A 19,576-nucleotide genomic window follows, 5' to 3' on the forward strand; every position below is an offset into this window, starting at 1 on the left:
CCGGATGCCACGCGTACTGCTGATCGAGGACGACCCTTCCATCCGGGAAGGAGTCGCCCTCGGCCTGCGCCGCCGCGGCCACGAGGTGGCCGCCGCCGAGACGGGTGAGGCGGGCCTCGCCCTGATGACGGGCTTCAGCCCCGAGCTGGTCCTGCTCGACCTCATGCTGCCCGGGATGAACGGCGTACAGGTCTGCCGCCGCATACGCGAGACCAGCCAGCTCCCGATCATCATGCTGACCGCCCGCGGCGACGACTTCGACATAGTCGTCGGCCTCGAAGCCGGCGCCGACGACTACATCGTCAAACCCGCCCGCACCGAGGTCATCGAGGCCCGCATCAAAGCCGTCCTGCGCCGCCTCGGCGCCCCGGCCGGCAGCCGCCCCGACATCGAGTTCCACGGCGAGCTGGCCATCGACCGCGCCGGGCTGACCGTCGCCAAGAACGGCGAACGCGTCCCCCTCGCCCCCAGCGAGATCAAACTCCTGCTGCACCTGTCCGCCTCGCCCGAGCAGGTCTTCTCCCGCCAGCAGCTCCTCGAATGCGTCTGGGACCACAGCTACCACGCCGACGCCCGGCTCGTGGACGCCTGCGTACGCCGCCTGCGCACCAAGGTCGAGGACGTCGACGGCAGCCCCCGCTACATCCAGACCGTGCGCGGCTTCGGCTACCGGTTCGGGCCGTTGTGAGGCGCATCGCGCCCCTCGGGCTGCGCACCCGGCTGATCGCGGCCTTCCTGCTGGTCGCCGCGATCACCGCGGTGACCACCGCGGCACTGACCTACCAGCAGGCACGCACCGCCGTCCTCAAGCAGAGCCAGGACACCGCCGTCAGCACCCTGCGCGACCAGGTGGAGAACCAGCCCCTCCAACTGCCGCTGGACCAGGCCCAGCTCCAGCGGGTCGTCAACGACATCGCCAAACGCGGCAAACCGCACCCGTGGAACATCTTCGCCGAGTACGGCACCCTGCGCGCCTCCAGCACCACCACCGCACCCACCTCCACCCTGGTCACCGAACAGCTCCGCCGCCAGGTCACGGCCCATCCGCACGGCGCCTTCCAGCGCGTGACCGACGCCTCCGGCAACCCGTACCTCGCCGTCGGCATGCCGGCCGTCTGGCTCCACAGCGACGTCCGGGAACCCACCGGCGTGGTCGTCTTCGCGACCATGCCGCTCACCACCGAGGGCAAGACCGTCGAGGCCATGGTCGAAGCCGCCAAGCGCGGCGCCGTCCCCGGCCTCGCCATCGCCGTCGTCCCCGCCCTGCTCGCCGCGCGCAGCGTGCTGCGCCCCGTACGGGACATGCGCCGCGCCGCCCAGCACCTGGGCCGCGGCCGCCTCGACACCCGGATCGAGGTCCGCGGCGCCGACGAGCTCGCCGGACTCGCCCGCACCTTCAACGAGACCGCCCGCGCCCTCGAACGGTCCGTGAGCGAACTGCGGGACGCCGAGACCCGGGCCCGCCGCTTCGCCTCCGACGTCTCCCACGAGCTGCGCACCCCGCTGTCGGGGATGCTCGCCGTCACCGAGGTCCTGGACGAGGACGCCGAGCGCCTCGACCCCGACACGGCCGCCGCCCTGCGGCTGGTCAGCTCCGAGACCGGCAAGCTCGCCGTCCTCGTCGAGGACCTCATGGAGATCTCCCGCTTCGACGCCCGCGCGGCCGAGCTCAACCTCGACGACGTGGACGTGGCCGAGGCCGTCCGCAAGACCCTGGAGCTGCGCCACTGGGACGACGAGCGGGTGGTCACCGAACTGCCGTCGCAGGTCCGCGCCCGGCTCGACCCGCGCCGCTTCGACGTGATCCTGGCCAACCTCGTCGGCAACGCACTCCGGCACGGCGGCGCCCCCGTCCACGTCACCGTGCGCACCGAGGTACGGCCCGGCGGCCCCCGGCTGCTGATCGACGTCGCCGACAGCGGGCCCGGCATCGCGCCCGAGGTGCTGCCGCACATCTTCGACCGGTTCTTCAAGGCCGACGCCGCCCGTACCCGCTCCGCGGGAAGCGGCCTCGGCCTCGCCATCACCCTGGAGAACGTCCGGCTGCACGGGGGCACCCTGCACGCCGCGAACGGACCCGCCAGGGGAGCGGTGTTCACGCTCGACATGCCGCTGGAGGCCGACGCATGACCCGGACACGTACGGCCGCGGCCGCCGCCGCGGCCCTGCTGCTGGGCGGGCCGCTGCTCGCCGGATGCGGGATCAAGCCGACGGGCGTCATCGAGAGCGGGGCCGCCGCGAAGGTGATCATCCCCGGCCCGGGCACCCTGGGGACCGTGTACTTCGTGATGCCCGACGGACGGCTGGCCCCCGTACCCGAGCAGGACCAGCCCGCCAAGTCGCCGGTGTCCGTCCTCATGCGGCTGCTCATCGGCCCCCTCGACGAGGAGAAGGCCGCGGGCCTGGGGACCCGGGTGCCCGCACCCGCCGACAGGAAGCCCCCCTTCGGCCTCTCGGCCAGCGTCTCCGGGGACGTCCTGGAGGTCCGGCTGCCGTTCGCGGTCGCCGGCCTGTCCGACACGGCCCGCCGCCAGCTCGTGTGCACGGCGGCCTCCACCAACCCGAAGTACACGGTGGTCCTGCGCGGCACCGACACCTCGGTCGGACCCGCCCGCTGCGAACTCGACGACTGACCGTCCCCTTGCGGCAGGGCGGGCGCTGCGGCCACGGTGACCCCATGGACCCCGCCGCCGTGCCATCCGCCCAGGTACCCGCAGCCCCCGTGCCCGACGTCTTCGACCCCCGGATCTACGCCGCCGGGATCCCGCACGAGAGCTACCGGCTGCTGCGCGACCGGCACCCCGTCGCCTGGCAGGAGGAGCCGGAGGTCCGGGGCTGGCCCGCCGGTCCCGGATTCTGGGCGGTCACCCGGCACGCCGACGTCGTCCGCGTCCTGCGCGACCACACCACGTACTCCTCCTGGCTCGGCGCCACCCAGATCCGCGACCCCGACCCGGCCGACCTGCCGTTCCTGCGGCGCACCATGCTCAACCAGGACCCGGCGAAGACGGCGGGCGGCCACGGGAGGCTGCGCCGGCTGGTCTCCCGCGCCTTCACCCCAGCCCGCGTCGACGCGTTCGCCGGCCGGGTCCGGGAGCGGGCCCGCACCCTGCTCGCCGCCGCCCGCGCACAGGCCGAGGACGGAGCCGCCGACCTGGTCCGCACGGTCACCGACGAGTACGCCCTGCTCAACCTCACGGACCTGCTCGGCGTTCCGGCCGCCGACCGGGACCTCCTGCTGCAATGGACCGTACGGATCATCGGCTACCAGGATCCCGAGGACGCGCCCGCGCCCCTGCTCGGCGCCGACGGCAAGCCCCTCAACCCGCGCTCCCCGGCGCTGCTGGGCGAGATGTTCACGTACGCCCGGGAACTGGCCGCCCACAAACGCACCCACCCGGGCGACGACGTGATGACCGCGCTCGCCGAGGCCGGACTCGACCCCCCAGAGCTCGAGATGTTCTTCTTCCTGCTCACCGTCGCGGGCAACGACACCGTACGCAGCGCAGCCCCCGGCGGCCTGCTGGCCCTGGCCGGCGACCCCGGCGCGTACCGGCTGCTCGCCGACGGGCGGGCCCCGCTGGACACCGCCGTCGACGAACTGCTGCGCGTCCACCCGCCGGTGCTCAGCTTCCGCCGCACGGCCGCCACCGACACCGAACTCGCCGGACGGCGGATCCGCGCCGGTGACAAGGTGGTGGTCTTCCACGCCTCCGCCAACCACGACGAACGCGTCTTCACCGACCCCGGGCGCCTGGACCTCGGCCGGACGCCCAACGCGCACGTCTCCTTCGGTGACGGCCCGCACGTCTGCCTCGGCGCCCACTTCGCCCGCCTCCAGCTGCGCGTGCTCTACGAGGAGTGGCGCGCGGCCATGCCCGCCCCGGAACTCGCGGGCCCGCCGCGCCGGCTGGTGTCGAACTTCATCAACGGGATCACGCGGTTGCCACTGCGGGTGTCCGGGCCTGCCGGGTGACGTCCGCGACCAGCTCCGTCACGTCCGGCCCGTAGGCATCGGAGTTGATCACCTTGAGCAACAGGCAGAACGAGTCGCGGCCGTGCCTGCGCGCCAGCTCCCTGTGGTGCTTGGCCAGGTAGCGGGCGGCCGCCTGGTTGCTGTTGGCGGTCTGCCCCGACAGCAGGAACACCGGGCGCGTGCCGCGCTCCGTCACCAGACGTGCCAGCACGACGTGTTCGACCATGCCCTTCTCCCAGAGGTACCTCTCCCCGCCCACGCTGATCGACCCCCGCTCCGGGCCCGGATCGGTGCTGACGTCGACCTGCACACCCGGCAGCAGCGAGGCCAGATGGGCGGTCGTACGGGAGTTGGAGGCGGGGCCGCCCACACAGAACTCGGTGCGCTCGCCGAACCCCTGCCGGGCCGCGTCGTGCGGCACGATCTGCACGGTCGCCCCGCAGTCGCGGATCAGGCCGGATATCTCCAGCAGGGCGAAGGCGTCGTTACGGTGCAGTGACGAATCCTTTCCGCCCATCTGGCGGTTGACCACGAAGAGGCAGTCCGATCCGGTCGGCAGCCCGAAGAAGGCCTGCTTGCGGCGCAGGTCGCGGCGCCACAGATAGGTCCGGGTGAACCAGCCGAAGCCGCCGCTGACGGCGGTGGCCACCACCCCGAGCACGATGTTGCGCACGTCGTCGTTCATGCGGCGGATGCTAGCCCCCGCGAGGTCTTCCTGACGCGGGGGGTGCGGTGAAGTTACAGTGCCGAGTTCAGGCCTGTCCGGTGGGGTCCGACAGGCCGTCGACTGGAGGTTCGGATGCGTCGCTCGGCCACACGTCAGTTAGCGCTCGCCGCCCTCGCCGGGGCGCTGGTCTCCACCGGCGCCGCGGCCCCGCCGTCGCAGGCGGCGGGCGGCACACCCGCCAAGGTCCCGGTCGCCGTCGGGTACGGCGGGGCCGTCGCCAGTGTCGACGCCGACGCCTCGGCCGCCGGCCTCGCCGTCCTGCGGTCCGGCGGCAACGCCGTGGACGCCGCCGTCGCGACGGCCGCCGCGCTCGGGGTGACCGAGCCGTACTCGGCCGGCATCGGCGGGGGCGGCTACTTCGTCTACTACGACGCCGCGTCCCGCCGGGTGCAGACCATCGACGGCCGCGAGACGGCGCCCGCCACGGCCACCGCCGGCCTGTTCCAGGAGAACGGCGTCCCCATCCCGTTCGCCGAAGGCCAGACCAGCGGCCGCTCCGTCGGCGTCCCCGGCACCCCGGCCACCTGGAAGAGCGCCCTCGACGCCTGGGGCACCCGCCCGCTCGGCAAGCTGCTGAAGCCCGCTGAGAAGCTGGCCCGCGACGGGTTCACCGTCGACGCGACCTTCCGGGCCCAGACCGAGCTCAACCAGGACCGCTTCAAGGACTTCCCCGACACCAGGAAGCTCTTCCTGCCCGGCGGCGCCCTGCCCGTGGTCGGCTCCACCTTCAAGAACCCCGACCTCGCGGCCACGTACGCGGAACTGGCCCGCAAGGGCACCGGCGCGCTCTACCGGGGCCCGATCGCCGAGGACATCGTCCGGGCCGTCCGCACACCCCCCGTGGACCCGGCCGCCACCCGCACCGTCCGCTCCGGCGACCTGACCGCCGACGACCTGCGCGCGTACGAGACCAAGCGCCAGGCCCCGACCCGGGTCGGCTACCGGGGACTCGACGTGTACAGCATGGCGCCCTCCTCCTCGGGCGGCACCACCGTCGGCGAGGCGCTCAACATCCTGGAGCGCACCGACCTCTCGAAGCTGTCCGAGACCCAGTACCTGCACCGTTTCATCGAGGCCTCACGGATCTCGTTCGCCGACCGGGGCCGCTGGGTCGGCGATCCGGCCGCCGTGAACGTGCCCACGAGGGAACTGCTCTCGCAGGGGTTCGCCGACTCGCGCGGCTGCCTCATCTCCCCGGACCGGACGCTGACCAGCCCGCTCGCCCCCGGCGACCCGCGCCACCCGGCGGCCTGCGGCGGCTCCGGACAGGCCGCCCCGACCACCTACGAGGGGGAGAACACCACGCACCTGACGGTCGCCGACCGCTGGGGCAACGTCGTCTCCTACACCCTGACCATCGAGTCCACCGGAGGCAGCGCGATCACCGTCCCGGGCCGCGGCTTCCTCCTCAACAACGAGCTGACCGACTTCTCCTTCGCCCCGGCCGCCCCCGGGGTCCCGGACCCGAACCTGCCCGGGCCCGGCAAGCGGCCGCGCTCGTCCATGTCCCCGACCATCGTGCTCGACGACGGTCGGCCGGTGCTCGCCGTGGGCTCCCCGGGCGGCGCCACCATCATCACCACCGTCCTGCAGACCCTGACCGGGCACCTGGACCGGGGCCTGCCGCTGGTCGACGCCATCGCGGCGCCGCGGGCCAGCCAGCGCAACCAGACCACCACCGAGCTGGAACCCGGCCTGTGGAACAGCCCGGTGCGCGCCGAGCTGGAGGCGCTGGGCCAGGGCTTCCGGCAGAACCCGGAGATCGGCGCGGCGACCGGGGTCCAGCGGCTCCCGGACGGGCGCTGGCTGGCCGCGGCCGAGACGAGCCGGCGGGGCGGGGGCTCGGCGATGGTGGTCCACCCGCAGGGCAAGCCGTAGGGAACCCGTACGACGCGACCCGGGGAACCCTGGGGACCCCGCGGAACCCGCAGGGAGCCCGTACGGGATCACAGGGCCGTGAGGATCCTCGGGCCGTCGGCGGTGATCGCCACCGTGTGCTCCGCGTGTGCGGCGCGGCTGCCGTCGACGGTCCGCAGGGTCCAGCCGTCGCCGTCGCAGCGGTAGTCGTCCGTACCGCCCGCGACCAGCATCGGCTCGATCGCGAGGACCATGCCGGGGCGCAGCTTCATGCCGCGTCCCGGCCGGCCCTCGTTGGGCACGCCCGGGTCCTCGTGCATCCTGCGGCCGATGCCGTGGCCGCCGAACCCGTCCGGTACGCCGTATCCGGCGGAGCGGCAGACCGTGCCGATGGCGTGGGCGATGTCGCCGATCCGGTTGCCGGGCACCGCGGCGGCGACTCCGGCGGCGAGCGCCGCCTCGGCGGTTTCGATCAGGCGCAGGTCGGCGGGGCGCGGCCGGCCGACGGTGAAGCTGACCGCCGCGTCACCGACCCAGCCCCCGAGCTCCGCCCCGCAGTCGATGCTGACCAGGTCGCCGTCGCGCAGCCGGTAGCCGTCGGGGACGCCGTGCACGATCGCGTCGTTGACCGAGGTGCAGATCACCGCGGGGAAGGGCACCGGCGCGAACTCCGGCCGGTAGCCGAGGAACGGCGAGCTCGCACCGGCCCCGGCCAGCACCCCGCGCGCCACCCGGTCCAGGTCCTCCAGGCCGACCCCGACCCGGGCGGCCTCCCGTACGGCGGCCAGGGTGCGGGCGACGACCCGGCCCGGGGCGCGCATCGCTTCGATCGACTCTGCTGTCTTCAGTTCCACCATGCCAATAACTATACCGGTATAACTTTAACGGGATAGTTATTGGGGGAGGGGGTAGGATGGCGGCCATGGTCCGCACCCCACTGACACCCGAAGAGCGCGAGCGCGGCGAGCGCCTGGGCGCACTGCTGCGCGAGGCCCGCGGCGGCCGCAGCATGGTCGAGGTCGCCGCGAGCGCCGGGCTGTCCGCCGAAACCCTCCGCAAGATCGAGACCGGCCGCGCGCCGACGCCGGCGTTCTTCACCGTGGCCGCCCTCGCCGAGGCGCTCGGCCTCTCCCTCGACGACGTGCTGCGCCGCTGCTCCTTCGTGCCCGCCTGACCCCCGCAAGGCGTCCGGCTGACCCCGCCAGGCATCCGGCTGACGTCTGTCAGAGCCCCGTCCGGCCCGCGGACCTGCGGGTTTCTTTCGGGCGGGCCGGCGGGCCGAACGGCCCAATCGGCGGTGCGGGCCGGCGGGAGCGGGGCAGGCGTGAAGGCGTGTCAGCCTCGAACGCATCCCAACGGCTCGGATTCGCCCTGCTCGGCGCCCTGCTCGCGGCCGGCCTGCTGCTCGCCGCCTGCGCGGTGCCGCAGGGGCCCGCCCGGGACAGGAAGCCGGGTGACGCGGCCTTCCATGCCCCGGGTGGCGTCGTAGGCTCCCGGAATGACTCTCGATGAGCTGAACCGGGGCAAGTACGTCAGCCTGACCACGTTCCGCAAGGACGGCACACCCGTGGCGACACCCGTGTGGGCGGTGGCCGACGGCGGCGAGCTGTACGTGTGGACGCGCACCGACTCCTGGAAGGTGAAGCGGATCCGCAACAACGGGCGGGTCACGGTCAGCGCGTGTGACGTGCGCGGCCGGGTCGCGGAGGGAGCGCCCGCGGTGGAGGGGGAGGCGCGGCTGCTGGACGAGGCGGGGCTCAAGCGCGTGCGCGCGCTGATGCTGCGCAAGTACACGTGGCAGTTCTGGCTGCTGGACGTACCGGCCATGCTGGCCCGTGGCGGAAAGCGGCCGCACACCGCGATCGCCGTCAAGCTTTGAGACTCCCGTAGCCCGCCCGTAACACCGGTGGGGTCCAATGCGGCCATGGAGACCGCGACTTCGCTGGCGATCGGTCAACTCTCTTATTACTTACGAGGGTTGACGCAGAGACTCGATCCGGGGACGGGCTGGTACGGGGAGTTCCTGCGCAGGGATCCCGAGGGCCTGCGGGCCTGTCTGGACGGCGCGGCGATGCCGCCGTGGGACGTGGTGGAGTCGCTGCTCGGCGACCTCGCGCGGATCAGGGGGGCCGAGTCCGCGGCCCGGGAGACGCAGCACGCGGCCCGACTGCGGGCCGCGGCGGTCACCGCGTGGGACCGGCTGCCGGGCGGCGTGCGGGAACTGCAGACCCTGCTGGCGGCGACCGCCGACCAGCAGGCCGCCTCGGAGGCCGCGGCCCACGCGCTGACAGCGCGACTGGCCGCGACGACGGACCGGACCGAGGCGGACGCGCTGGCCGCGGAACTCGCCTGGACCCGCGACGACGCGGCCCGGGCAGCGGCCCGCCACCACGACCTCGCGTCCCGCCTCTCCGCCCTGGCCCCGCCCGCATCCCCGGCGGCTCCGGGCCGACCGGGCGCCCCGGGGCCCGGGCAGGCCACGGTCGACGCACCCCACGGGACCCGCCCCGCGCACGCCCCGGCGAGCACGGCGCAGCCCGGCGGCCCCTGGCCCACCGGCCCGACGGTTCCGGGCACGGGCACGGGGTTGGGCTCGGGGCCGGGTTCGGGCGGCGGGGCGCAGGCCGGGGCGTGGGGCGCCGGAGCCGGCGCCGGCGGGCCGCGGAGCCCGGGCCCCGGGGCCCCGCACGGTGGCGAACGGCCCGCCGACGGGGCGGACTCCGGGCCGGGCGGGCCGTGGGCCGCAGCGGCGGGGGACGGGCCGCTGCTCGGCGTTCCGCGGCAGCGCGAGGCGGGGGAGGAGCAGCCCGAGCCGCCCATCGGTCCGGCCGAGGGGCGTCGGCTGCGCGGGGGCCGCCGGGCCGGCGGGGCCCGGAACGCGGGCGCCGCCGAGCCCGCGCCCGTGCCCTTCACCCCGCCGCCCGGACAGCCGGACGGGTCCGTCGGCCCGCCCCGCGGCGCCCGCTTCGCCCACTCCACCGCGCCGGAACCCCGGGCCGCGCTCGGCCGGGCCCGCTTCGCCCCGCCGCGGCCGGACGGGCAGGCCGGGAGCGAGAGCGGGGTCGCGCCGGAGCAGGCCGCCCCGCCGGAGGGGGCCGCCGCGCCGGAACACACCGTCCCGGGGGAGGCCGCCGGGGTTCCGGAGGCGGGCCGGATCGCGGAGGTCGTCCGGGAGTTGGCGGGACTGCGGGCCGAGGGGCGCAGCGGGGAGGCGCACGTCCTGCTGTGCGAGGCCGCCGCCTGGCCCGCCGAGCGGCTGCCCCGCTTCGCCGACGAGCTGCTGCGGGCCGGGCTCGGCGCGGACTGGGCCACGCTGCTGTGGGAGGCGGCCTCGCTCCCGCCCGAGCGGCTCGCCGCGGCCGCGGCCGCCCTCGGCGAAGCCGGCCGCGGCGCCGACTGCGAGGCGCTGCTGCGCCAGGGCGCAGCCCGCCCCGCCGACGAGATCGCCGACGCCGCCCTGGCCCTGGCCGGAGCCGGCCGCCTCGCCGAGGCCGACGCCCTGCTCGGTGCGTTCGTCAAGGTCCGCACCGCCGAGGAGGCGGTCCGGCTCGCGCGCCGTGCTCCCCGGTGGTTCACCCCCCGGCTGCTCCGGGCCGCCGAGGCCCTGTCCGTCACGCACCACCGTGACCTCGTACACGCCCTGCGGATTGCGAAACCGTCCGTCTCCTGATCGCAATAGATCGCGCGGTGGCGTAATGCGATCGACTACGCCAACCGTGCAAGGCGCTCTTGCCCCACGGTGTGACGCGGCCTACGTTCTACTCCCTACGGACACCGTCTACGTGCGTAGAACTCGGCGTTCCCGTCGCGAGGAGCAGCTCATGGCCCAAGTCGTCCGCGCCGCACTCGTCCAGGCCACCTGGACCGGAGACACCGAGTCGATGATCGCCAAGCACGAGGAGCACGCCCGGCGGGCCGCCGCCGACGGTGCGCAGATCATCGGCTTCCAGGAGGTGTTCAACGCCCCCTACTTCTGCCAGGTCCAGGAGCCCGAGCACTACCGGTGGGCCGAACCCGTCCCCGACGGCCCCACCGTCCGACGGATGCAGGAACTCGCCCGGGAGACCGGCATGGTCATCGTCGTCCCGGTCTTCGAGCTCGAATCCGAGGGCTTCTACTACAACACCGCCGCCGTCATCGACGCCGACGGCAGCTACCTCGGCAAGTACCGCAAACACCACATCCCCCAGGTCAAGGGCTTCTGGGAGAAGTACTACTTCCGACCGGGCAACCTCGGCTGGCCCGTCTTCGACACCGCCGTCGGCCGCGTCGGCGTCTACATCTGCTACGACCGCCACTTCCCCGAGGGCTGGCGCGCCCTGGGCCTGGCCGGGGCCCAGCTGGTCTACAACCCCTCCGCCACCCACCGGGGACTGTCCTCCTACCTCTGGCAGCTGGAGCAGCCCGCCGCGGCCGTCGCCAACGAGTACTTCGTCGCCGCGATCAACCGCGTCGGCCAGGAGGAGTACGGCGACAACGACTTCTACGGCACCAGCTACTTCGTCGACCCCCGCGGCCAGTTCGTCGGAGAGGTCGCCAGCGGAAAGGACGAGGAACTCCTCGTCCGGGACCTCGACTTCGACCTGATCAAACAGGTCCGCGACCAGTGGGCCTTCTACCGCGACCGCCGCCCCGACGCCTACGGAGGGCTCGTACAGCCGTGACCAACCCGATCCCCCTGCACACCCGCCACCAGTCCGTCCTGCCCGACTGGCTCGCCCTCTACTACGACCGCCCCATCGAGCTCACGCACGGCGAGGGCCGCCACGTCTGGGACGCGGACGGCAACCGCTACCTCGACTTCTTCGGCGGCATCCTGACGACGATGACCGCCCACGCCCTGCCCGAGGTCACCAAGGCCGTCTCCGAACAGGCCGGGCGGCTCATCCACTCCTCCACCCTGTACCTCAACCGCCCGATGATCGAGCTGGCCGAGCGGATCGCCGCCCTGTCGGGCATCCCCGACGCGCGGGTCTTCTTCACCACCTCCGGCACCGAGGCCAACGACACCGCCCTGCTGCTGGCGACCGCGTACCGCCGCTCCAACCAGATCCTGGCGATGCGCAACAGCTACCACGGCCGGTCCTTCTCGACCGTCTCCGTCACCGGGAACCGCGGCTGGTCCCCGACCAGCCTCTCCCCGCTCCAGACGTACTACGTGCACGGCGCCGTCCGCAGCCGGGGCCCCTTCGCGCACCTGGGCGACGCCGAGTTCACGGCCGCCGCCGTCGCCGACCTCGAGGACGTGCTCGGCCAGGCCCGCGGCGGCGTCGCCGCCCTCATCGCGGAGCCCATCCAGGGCGTCGGCGGGTTCACCGCCCCGCCCGACGGCCTGTACGGGGCCTTCCGTGAGGTCCTCGACCGGCACGGCGTCCTCTGGATCAGCGACGAGGTGCAGACCGGCTGGGGCCGCACCGGAGACCACTTCTGGGGCTGGCAGGCCCACGCCCAGAACGGGCCGCCGGACATCCTCACCTTCGCCAAGGGCATCGGCAACGGCATGTCCGTCGGCGGCGTCGTAGCCCGAGCCGAGGTGATGAACTGCATCGACACCAACTCCATCTCGACCTTCGGAGGTTCCCCGGTCACCATGGCCGCCGGCGTCGCCAACCTCGCGTACCTGCTGGAGCACGACCTCCAGGCCAACGCCCGCCGCGTCGGCGGCCTGCTCCTGGAACGGCTGCGCGCCGTCTCCGCCTCCGTGCCCGCCGTACGGGAGGTCCGCGGCCGGGGCCTGATGGCCGGCCTGGAGCTGACGAAGCCCGGCACCGACGAGGCCGACCCGGACGCGGCCGCCGCCGTACTGGAGGCCGCCCGCGAAGGCGGCCTGCTGCTCGGCAAGGGCGGCGGGTACAACACCAGCGTGCTGCGCATCGCGCCGCCGCTCTCCCTCACCGTCGCCGAGGCGGAAGAGGGCGCCGAGATCCTCGAACGGGCCCTGCACAGCATCGTGTGACCGGGAGGCGCCGCACATGTCCATCCGCACCCTGATCCGCGGCGGCCTCGTCGTCACGGCCGCCGACGAACTCCACGCCGACGTCCTGGTCGAGGACGGCCGCGTCGCCGCCCTCGCGGCCCACGGCTCCGCGGCCGCCGGCGCCTGGACGGCCGACCGCACGATCGACGCCGGCGGGAAGTACGTCATCCCCGGCGGGGTCGACGCCCACACCCACATGGAGCTCCCCTTCGGCGGGACCGCCGCCTCGGACACCTTCGAGACCGGGACCCGCGCCGCCGCCTGGGGCGGCACCACCACCATCGTCGACTTCGCCGTGCAGAGCAGGGGCCAGTCCCTGCGGCAGGGGCTCGACACCTGGTACGACAAGGCCGACGGCAAGTGCGCCGTCGACTACGCCTTCCACATGATCCTCTCGGACGTCAACGAGGGGACCCTGAAGGAGATGGACCACCTGGTGGGGGAGGGCGTCACCTCCTTCAAGCTGTTCATGGCCTACCCCGGAGTCTTCTACAGCGACGACGGGCAGATCCTGCGCGCCATGCAGCGGGCCTCCGGCAACGGCGGGCTCATCATGATGCACGCCGAGAACGGCATCGCGATCGACGTCCTCGTCGAACAGGCCCTGGCCCGTGGCGAGACCGACCCCCGCCACCACGGAGAGGTCCGCAAGGTCCTCCTCGAAGCCGAGGCCACCCACCGGGCGATCCAGCTCGCGCGCGTCGCCGGATCCCCGCTGTACGTCGTCCACGTCTCGGCGCAGGAGGCGGTGGCCGAGCTCGCCGCCGCCCGCGACAAGGGCCTGCCGGTGTTCGGCGAGACCTGCCCGCAGTACCTGTTCCTGTCCACCGACAACCTCGCGGAGCCCGACTTCCAGGGCGCCAAGTACGTCTGCTCCACCCCGCTGCGGCCGAAGGAGCACCAGGCCGCCCTCTGGCGGGGCCTGCGGACCAACGACCTCCAGGTGGTCTCCACCGACCACTGCCCGTTCTGCTTCCGCGGCCAGAAGGAGCTCGGCCGCGGCGACTTCTCGAAGATCCCCAACGGGCTGCCGGGCGTGGAGAACCGCATGGACCTCCTCCACCAGGCCGTGGTGGACGGGCACATCAGCCGCCGCCGCTGGATCGAGATCGCCTGCGCGAGCCCGGCCCGGATGTTCGGCCTCTACCCCCAGAAGGGCACGATCGCGCCCGGCTCCGACGCCGACATCGTCCTCTACGATCCGCACGCCGAGCAGGTCATCTCCGCCGAGACGCACCACATGAACGTGGACTACTCGGCGTACGAGGGCAAGCGGATCACCGGCCGCGTCGACACCGTGCTCTCCCGCGGTGAACTCGTCATCGACCGCCGCGAGTACACCGGGCGGGCCGGCCACGGGGTGTTCATCCCCCGCTCCACCTGCCAGTACCTCTAAGGGGCGGCCGGGGCCCGCACGCCCCGGCGCCCGCACTCCCCAGCAAGGAGCGACGCATGGACTTCGGCCTCGTCCTGCAGACCGACCCGCCCGCCTCCCAGGTCGTCAGCCTGATGAAGCGCGCCGAACGCAACGGCTTCCGCTACGGCTGGACCTTCGACTCCGCCGTGCTGTGGCAGGAACCCTTCGTCATCTACAGCCAGATCCTCGCCAACACGCAGAAGCTCCACATCGGCCCCATGGTGACCAACCCGGGAACCCGGACCTGGGAGGTGACCGCCTCCACCTTCGCCACCCTCAACGACATGTACGGCAACCGCACCGTCTGCGGCATCGGCCGCGGCGACTCCGCCATGCGCGTCGCCGGCAGGGCCCCCAACACCCTGGCCCGCCTCGGCGAGGCCATCGAGGTGATCCGCGACCTCGCCGAGGGCCGCGAGGCCGTGGTCGACGGCAAGCCGTTGCGGATTCCATGGATCAAGGACGGGAAACTTCCGGTCTGGATGGCCGCGTACGGTCCGAAGGCGCTCGCCCTGACCGGTCAGAAGGCCGACGGGTTCATCCTCCAGCTCGCCGACCCCTACCTGACCGAGTGGATGGTGAAAGCGGTACGGGAGGCCGCGACCGAGGCGGGGCGCGACCCGGCGTCGGTCACCATCTGCGTGGCGGCCCCGGCGTACGTCACGGCGGACGACTCGCCGGCCGCCCTGGCCCACGCCCGCGACCAGTGCCGCTGGTTCGGCGGGATGGTCGGCAACCACGTCGCCGACCTCGTCTCCCGCTACGGCGAGCACTCCTCGATGGTCCCGGACGAGCTCACCGAGTACATCAAGGCCCGCCAGGGCTACGACTACAGCCACCACGGCCGCGCCGGGAACCCCTCCGCCGACTTCGTCCCCGACGAGATCGTCGACCGCTTCTGCCTGCTCGGCCCCGCCGGGGCCCACGTCGACAAGCTCCGCCACCTCCAGTCCCTGGGCGTCGACCAGTTCGCCGTCTACGACATGCACGACAACCGCGAGGCCACCATCGACGCGTACGGCACCGACGTCATCCCCACGATCAACGCCTGAACCTCCGGCCCCCTCGCCTGACGGCTGCAAGGCCGGGCACCGCTGCAACGCCGTGAGCTGCCGTCAGGCCGGCCGAGCCGTCGTCCCGGCGCCCGGAGCCCGACCGAGACCCCCACCGACCCGAAGGGACGCGCGCACATGCCGGACCACACGATCGGCGACACCAGGGACCGCGTGGAGCTCGCTCCCGGAGAGGTCCCCTCCGACGGCCGATTCGCAAACCCCGACCTCCTCCCCGTACCGGTCGAGGCCAGGCGCTGGACGACGTACAACTTCACGGCCCTGTGGGTCGGCATGGCCCACAACATCCCCTCCTGGCTGCTCGCCTCCGGGCTGGTGGCCCTGGGGATGGACTGGAAACAGGCCGTCTTCACCATCGCGCTGGCCAACCTCATCGTGCTCGTGCCGATGCTGCTCATCGGGCACGCCGGGCCCAAGTACGGGATCCCGTTCCCGGTGCTGGCCCGGGCCCCGTTCGGGGTGCGCGGAGCCAACCTGGCCGCGCTGATCCGGGCGGCCGTGGCCTGCTGCTGGTTCGGGATCCAGACCTGGATCGGCGGATCCGGGATCTTCGTCCTCCTCGGCAAGATCTTCGGCGGCTGGGAGGACGCCGCGAAGATCGCCGGCCAGCCCTGGCCGCTGTGGCTGTGCTTCATCCTCTTCTGGGCCCTCGAACTCGCCATCATCTACCGGGGGATGGAGGCCCTGAGACGCTTCGAGAACTGGGCCGCGCCGTTCGTCATCGTCGGCGCGCTGGCCCTGCTGGTGTGGATCGGGGTCAAGGCGGGCGGCTTCGGCGAGCTGCTCGACCAGCCGTCCAAGCTCGGCTGGGGCGAGGACTTCTGGCCGGTCTTCTTCCCGTCGCTCATGGGGATGATCGCCTTCTGGTCCACCCTCTCGCTCAACATCCCCGACTTCACGCGCTTCGGCGCCGGCCAGCGCAGCCAGATCCTCGGACAGACGCTCGGGCTGCCGACGACGATGACCCTGTTCGCGCTGCTGTCGGTGTTCGTCACCTCCGGTTCGGAGGCGGTGTACGGCGCCCCGATCTGGGACCCGGTGGAGCTGGTCTCCAAGACCGACAGCGTCTTCGGGCTGCTCTACGCCCTGGTCACGGTGCTCGTCGCGACGATCTCGGTGAACATCGCGGCCAACGTCGTCTCCCCGGCGTACGACCTGGCCAACCTGGCGCCCCGCCGGATCGACTTCCGCCGGGGCGCACTGATCACGGGCGTCGTCGGCGTCCTGATCATGCCGTGGAAGCTGACCTCCACCCCCGAGCTGTACATCTACACCTGGCTCGGCCTCGTCGGCGGCCTGCTCGGCACGGTCGCCGGCATCCTCATCGCGGACTACTGGGTCGTGCGGCGCACCCGGCTGTCACTGCCCGACCTGTACCGGGAGGGCGGCCCGTACTGGTACACGGGCGGCTGGAACATCAGCGCGGTGGCGGCCTTCGTCGTCGGCGGCGTCCTGGCCATCGGCGGCTCCCACTCGGCCCCCGGCCAGGGCCCCTTCCCCGAGGAGGGCCTGATCCCCTTCCTGAAGCCCCTCGCCGACTACGGCTGGGCGGTCGGCGTGGCCTCGGCCTTCCTCCTGTACACGGCCCTGATGATCCGCCGGCATCCCGACCGCTGACCGGCGCCACCCGCAGTACACCTGGAGGCCGGCCGGTGGACGCGACGGGCGGAGGGGTTTGTCAGCCGGGCGTGGTGTGATGGGGGCATGATCGAAGAGTTCCTGGCCCAAGACCTGTCCGCGGTGGAAGAAGCGGTCCGCAAGGCTGCGGCGGTGGAGATCATGCCGAGATTCCGGCAGCTCGCCGAGCACGAGGTGGACCAGAAGAGCGGTCCGCACGATCTCGTGACCATCGCCGACCGCAAGGCCGAAGAGCACCTCACGGCCGCCCTGACGCGCCTGCTGCCCGGCTCCGCCGTCGTCGGGGAGGAGGCCGTGCACGCCGACCCGACCGTGTACGGGGCGCTGCGCGCCGACGCGCCGGTGTGGATCGTCGACCCGGTGGACGGCACCCGCCAGTTCGTCGGCGGCGACCCCGCCTTCTGCACGCTGGTGGCCCTGGCCCACCGCGGGGAGATCCTCGCCTCCTGGACCTTCGCCCCGGCGCTGGACGAGCTGGCAACCGCCGTGCGCGGGCGGGGAGCGTACGTCAACGGCGAGCGGATCCACAGCGGTTCCCCGCAGCCCGGCGCCGAGCTGCGGGTCGCCATGGCCCACCCGCTGTACACCTCCGAGGAGGACAAGCGGACCCTGGCCCGGCTCGACGTGCCCGGGGTCACGGCCCGGCCCTGCGGATCCGCCGGCCTGGAGTACCTGAAGGTGGCCCGCGGCGAGATGGACGGCCTCGCCTTCACCTGGCCCTCGGCCTGGGACCACGCGGCCGGACTGCTGCTGGTCGCCGAGGCGGGCGGAGCGCAGAGCACCGTCGCCGGAGTCCCCTTCCGCATCGACCGGGACAACGCGCTGCCCTTCGCCGTGGGCCGTGACGAGGCCACCGCCCTGCGGATCCGCGACCTGCTGCGCGGCATCTGACGGGCACGGCCCGGGGCCCGCGTGGACGGGCCGAATATCCTGGGAGGGCAGCCGCCACCGGACGAAGGAGTCTCAAGGTGCCGTCGATTTTCGATGCGGTCGTGGTGGGGGCGGGTCCCAACGGGCTGACGGCCGCCGTCGAGCTGGCCCGGCGCGGCTTCTCGGTGGCCGTGTTCGAGGCCGCGGAGACGGTCGGCGGCGGGGCCCGAACCGAGGAGCTCACCCTCCCCGGCTTCCGGCACGACCCCTGCTCGGCCGTCCACCCGCTCGGCGCCGGCTCGCCGGTGTTCGCCACCATGCCCCTGAAGCGCTACGGGCTGGAATGGCTGCACGCCCCGCTGCCCATGGCCCACCCCTTCGACGACGGCACGGCCGCCGTGCTCTCCCGCTCCGTCTCCGAGACGGCGGCCTCCCTCGGCCCGCGCGACGCGGGCACCTACCGCCGCCTCGTCGAGCCGTTCCTCGGCAGATGGGACACCCTGGCCCGGGACTTCATGTCCCTGCCGTCGACCGCCCTGCCCCGCGACCCCCTCACGCTGGCCCGCTTCGGGCTCGCCGGGCTGCCACCGTCCACCTGGCTGCTGAACCGCTTCCACGAGGAGCGGGCCCGGGCCCTGTTCGCCGGGCTCGTCGCGCACGTCATCGCCCCCCTCGGCGGGATCGGCACCAGCGCCGTCGGCCTCGTCTTCGCCCTCGCCGCACACGCGGGCGGCTGGCCCATGGCCCGCGGCGGCTCACAGTCGATCTCCGATGCCCTCGCCGCGTACCTGCGCGACCTCGGCGGCACCCTCCACACCGGCTTCGAGGTCAAACGCCTCGACGACCTGCCGCCGGCCCGGGCGTACGTCTTCGACACCTCGCCGACCGCGCTGGCCCGGATCGCCCGCCTGGGACGCGCCTACGACGGCTACAAGTACGGCGCCGCCGCCTTCAAGCTCGACTACGCCCTGTCCGGACCCGTCCCCTGGACCGCCGAGGCGCCCCGCCGGGCCGGCACCGTCCAGATCGGCCCGCGCGCCCGCGACATCGACGCCGCCCTCCAGCTGGCCGCGGGCGGCCGGGCCCCCCGCACCCCCTTCCTGATCACCGCCCAGCCCAGCCTGGCCGACCCCGGCCGGGCACCCGAGGGCAAGCACGTCTTCTGGGCGTACGGCCACGTCCCCGCCGGGTGGCGCGGGAACCTCACCGACGCCGTCGAGCGCCAGATCGAACGCTTCGCGCCCGGTTTCCGCGACCTGGTGCTGGCCCGCGCCACCGCCGGCCCGCCGGAACTCGCCGCCCGCAACCCCAACTACGTCGGCGGCGACATCGCCTGCGGCGCCGCCTCCGGGCTGCAGCTGCTGCTGCGCCCGAAGTTGTCCCTGTCCCCGTACACGACGGCCCACCCGGCCGTCTTCCTCTGCTCCTCCGCCACCCCGCCCGGCCCCGGCGTCCACGGCATGTCCGGCCACAACGCGGCCAAGGCGGTCTGGCGTCACCTGCGAAAGGCACCCTGATGGTGCGCATCACCCTCGTCCGCGGGGACATCACCGCCGAGCACGCGGACGCCGTCGTCAACGCGGCGAACTCCTCGCTGCTCGGCGGCGGGGGAGTGGACGGAGCCATCCACCGGCGCGGCGGCCCCGAGATCCTGGAGGCCTGCCGGGCGCTGCGCGCCTCCCAGTACGGCAAGGGCCTCCCGACGGGCCGGGCCGTGGCCACCCCGGCGGGCCGCCTCCCGGCCCGCTGGGTGATCCACACGGTCGGCCCGGTCTGGTCGCGGGACGAGGACCGCTCCGCGCTGCTGGCGTCCTGCTACCGCGAGTCCCTGCGCGTCGCGGCCGAGCTGGGCGCCCGCACGGTCGCCTTCCCGGCGGTCTCCACGGGCATCTACGGCTGGCCGATGGACGACGGCGCCCGCATCGCGGTGGAAACGGCCCGCGCGTCGGCGTCGCCCCCGGTGGAAGAGGTCCGCTTCGTCCTCTTCGACGACGCGGCGTACACGGCGTTCCAGGCGGCTCTCGGCTGATCGCGGCGACCA

The 19,576-nt window shown here is 73.5% G+C and carries 18 protein-coding genes; 16 read left to right on the top strand and 2 right to left on the bottom strand.

Translation table 11 applies throughout. The features are described from left to right. Positions 1–4: 4 nt before the first annotated feature. The 4 genes from ACIPK4_RS32200 to ACIPK4_RS32215 are packed head-to-tail and all read left to right on the top strand — an operon-like array spanning position 5 to position 3,976. Positions 5–688 (top strand): response regulator transcription factor, encoded by a 684-nt coding sequence (locus ACIPK4_RS32200; protein ID WP_054226707.1) that lies wholly within the window; start codon positions 5–7, stop codon positions 686–688. Continuing rightward, entirely contained in the window at positions 685–2,130 is a 1,446-nt protein-coding gene (locus ACIPK4_RS32205) for an ATP-binding protein (protein WP_402319272.1), read from the top strand. Before ACIPK4_RS32200 ends, ACIPK4_RS32205 begins: the two co-directional genes overlap by 4 nt. After that, positions 2,127–2,633 (top strand): hypothetical protein, encoded by a 507-nt coding sequence (locus ACIPK4_RS32210; RefSeq protein ID WP_402319275.1) that lies wholly within the window; start codon positions 2,127–2,129, stop codon positions 2,631–2,633. Before ACIPK4_RS32205 ends, ACIPK4_RS32210 begins: the two co-directional genes overlap by 4 nt. Positions 2,634–2,677: 44 nt before the next feature. Next, a complete protein-coding gene (locus ACIPK4_RS32215) occupies positions 2,678–3,976 on the top strand; it encodes a cytochrome P450 (RefSeq protein WP_402319278.1) in 1,299 nt (432 codons plus the stop codon). Here the strand turns inward: ACIPK4_RS32215 and ACIPK4_RS32220 are convergent. Next, positions 3,936–4,661: a hypothetical protein gene (locus ACIPK4_RS32220; protein ID WP_402319281.1), complete on the bottom strand. Its 726-nt coding sequence runs from the start codon at positions 4,659–4,661 to the stop codon at positions 3,936–3,938. The genes ACIPK4_RS32215 and ACIPK4_RS32220 overlap by 41 nt on opposite strands. Positions 4,662–4,775: 114 nt before the next feature. Between ACIPK4_RS32220 and ggt the strand changes: the two genes are divergently transcribed. Then, positions 4,776–6,581 (top strand): gamma-glutamyltransferase, encoded by a 1,806-nt coding sequence (ggt, locus tag ACIPK4_RS32225; RefSeq protein WP_402319284.1) that lies wholly within the window; start codon positions 4,776–4,778, stop codon positions 6,579–6,581. A 68-nt stretch (positions 6,582–6,649) separates the two neighbouring features. On the opposite strand, the gene map is transcribed toward ggt, so the two are convergent. Then, a complete protein-coding gene (map, locus tag ACIPK4_RS32230) occupies positions 6,650–7,417 on the bottom strand; it encodes a type I methionyl aminopeptidase (RefSeq protein WP_402319287.1) in 768 nt (255 codons plus the stop codon). Positions 7,418–7,482: 65 nt separating this feature from the next. On the opposite strand from map, the gene ACIPK4_RS32235 reads away from it, so the two are divergent. From ACIPK4_RS32235 to ACIPK4_RS32285, 11 genes are all read left to right on the top strand, one after another. Continuing rightward, positions 7,483–7,734 carry a helix-turn-helix transcriptional regulator gene (locus ACIPK4_RS32235; protein ID WP_363179334.1) on the top strand — a complete coding sequence of 84 codons (252 nt, stop codon included), beginning with the start codon at positions 7,483–7,485 and terminating at the stop codon, positions 7,732–7,734. A gap of 324 nt (positions 7,735–8,058) precedes the next feature. Continuing rightward, a complete protein-coding gene (locus tag ACIPK4_RS32240; RefSeq protein WP_376194536.1) occupies positions 8,059–8,439 on the top strand; it encodes a PPOX class F420-dependent oxidoreductase in 381 nt (126 codons plus the stop codon). 99 nt (positions 8,440–8,538) lie between these two features. Beyond that, positions 8,539–10,230: a hypothetical protein gene (locus tag ACIPK4_RS32245; protein ID WP_402319291.1), complete on the top strand. Its 1,692-nt coding sequence runs from the start codon at positions 8,539–8,541 to the stop codon at positions 10,228–10,230. A gap of 151 nt (positions 10,231–10,381) precedes the next feature. Further along, a complete protein-coding gene (locus ACIPK4_RS32250) occupies positions 10,382–11,224 on the top strand; it encodes a nitrilase-related carbon-nitrogen hydrolase (RefSeq protein WP_054226426.1) in 843 nt (280 codons plus the stop codon). Further along, positions 11,221–12,516, top strand: coding sequence for an aspartate aminotransferase family protein (locus ACIPK4_RS32255; protein ID WP_402319294.1), 1,296 nt, complete (start codon positions 11,221–11,223; stop codon positions 12,514–12,516). The genes ACIPK4_RS32250 and ACIPK4_RS32255 overlap by 4 nt, the downstream gene beginning before the upstream one ends. Positions 12,517–12,532: 16 nt before the next feature. After that, entirely contained in the window at positions 12,533–13,933 is a 1,401-nt protein-coding gene (gene hydA, locus ACIPK4_RS32260; protein ID WP_402319297.1) for a dihydropyrimidinase, read from the top strand. Between the two features lie 56 nt (positions 13,934–13,989). Beyond that, positions 13,990–15,006, top strand: a complete 1,017-nt coding sequence (locus tag ACIPK4_RS32265) for a TIGR03842 family LLM class F420-dependent oxidoreductase (RefSeq protein ID WP_402319300.1) — start codon at positions 13,990–13,992, stop codon at positions 15,004–15,006. A gap of 138 nt (positions 15,007–15,144) precedes the next feature. Beyond that, positions 15,145–16,644 carry an NCS1 family nucleobase:cation symporter-1 gene (locus ACIPK4_RS32270; protein WP_402319303.1) on the top strand — a complete coding sequence of 500 codons (1,500 nt, stop codon included), beginning with the start codon at positions 15,145–15,147 and terminating at the stop codon, positions 16,642–16,644. An 87-nt stretch (positions 16,645–16,731) separates the two neighbouring features. Then, positions 16,732–17,556 carry an inositol monophosphatase family protein gene (locus ACIPK4_RS32275; protein WP_402319305.1) on the top strand — a complete coding sequence of 275 codons (825 nt, stop codon included), beginning with the start codon at positions 16,732–16,734 and terminating at the stop codon, positions 17,554–17,556. A 77-nt stretch (positions 17,557–17,633) separates the two neighbouring features. Next, a complete protein-coding gene (locus ACIPK4_RS32280; protein WP_402319308.1) occupies positions 17,634–19,052 on the top strand; it encodes a phytoene desaturase family protein in 1,419 nt (472 codons plus the stop codon). Continuing rightward, positions 19,052–19,564, top strand: coding sequence for an O-acetyl-ADP-ribose deacetylase (locus tag ACIPK4_RS32285; protein ID WP_402319311.1), 513 nt, complete (start codon positions 19,052–19,054; stop codon positions 19,562–19,564). The genes ACIPK4_RS32280 and ACIPK4_RS32285 overlap by 1 nt, the downstream gene beginning before the upstream one ends. The last annotated feature ends 12 nt before the right edge of the window (positions 19,565–19,576 follow it).

Origin of the sequence: Streptomyces sp. NPDC086989 (genome assembly GCF_044745505.1) — a bacterium.
Classification (GTDB): Bacteria; Actinomycetota; Actinomycetes; order Streptomycetales; family Streptomycetaceae; genus Streptomyces.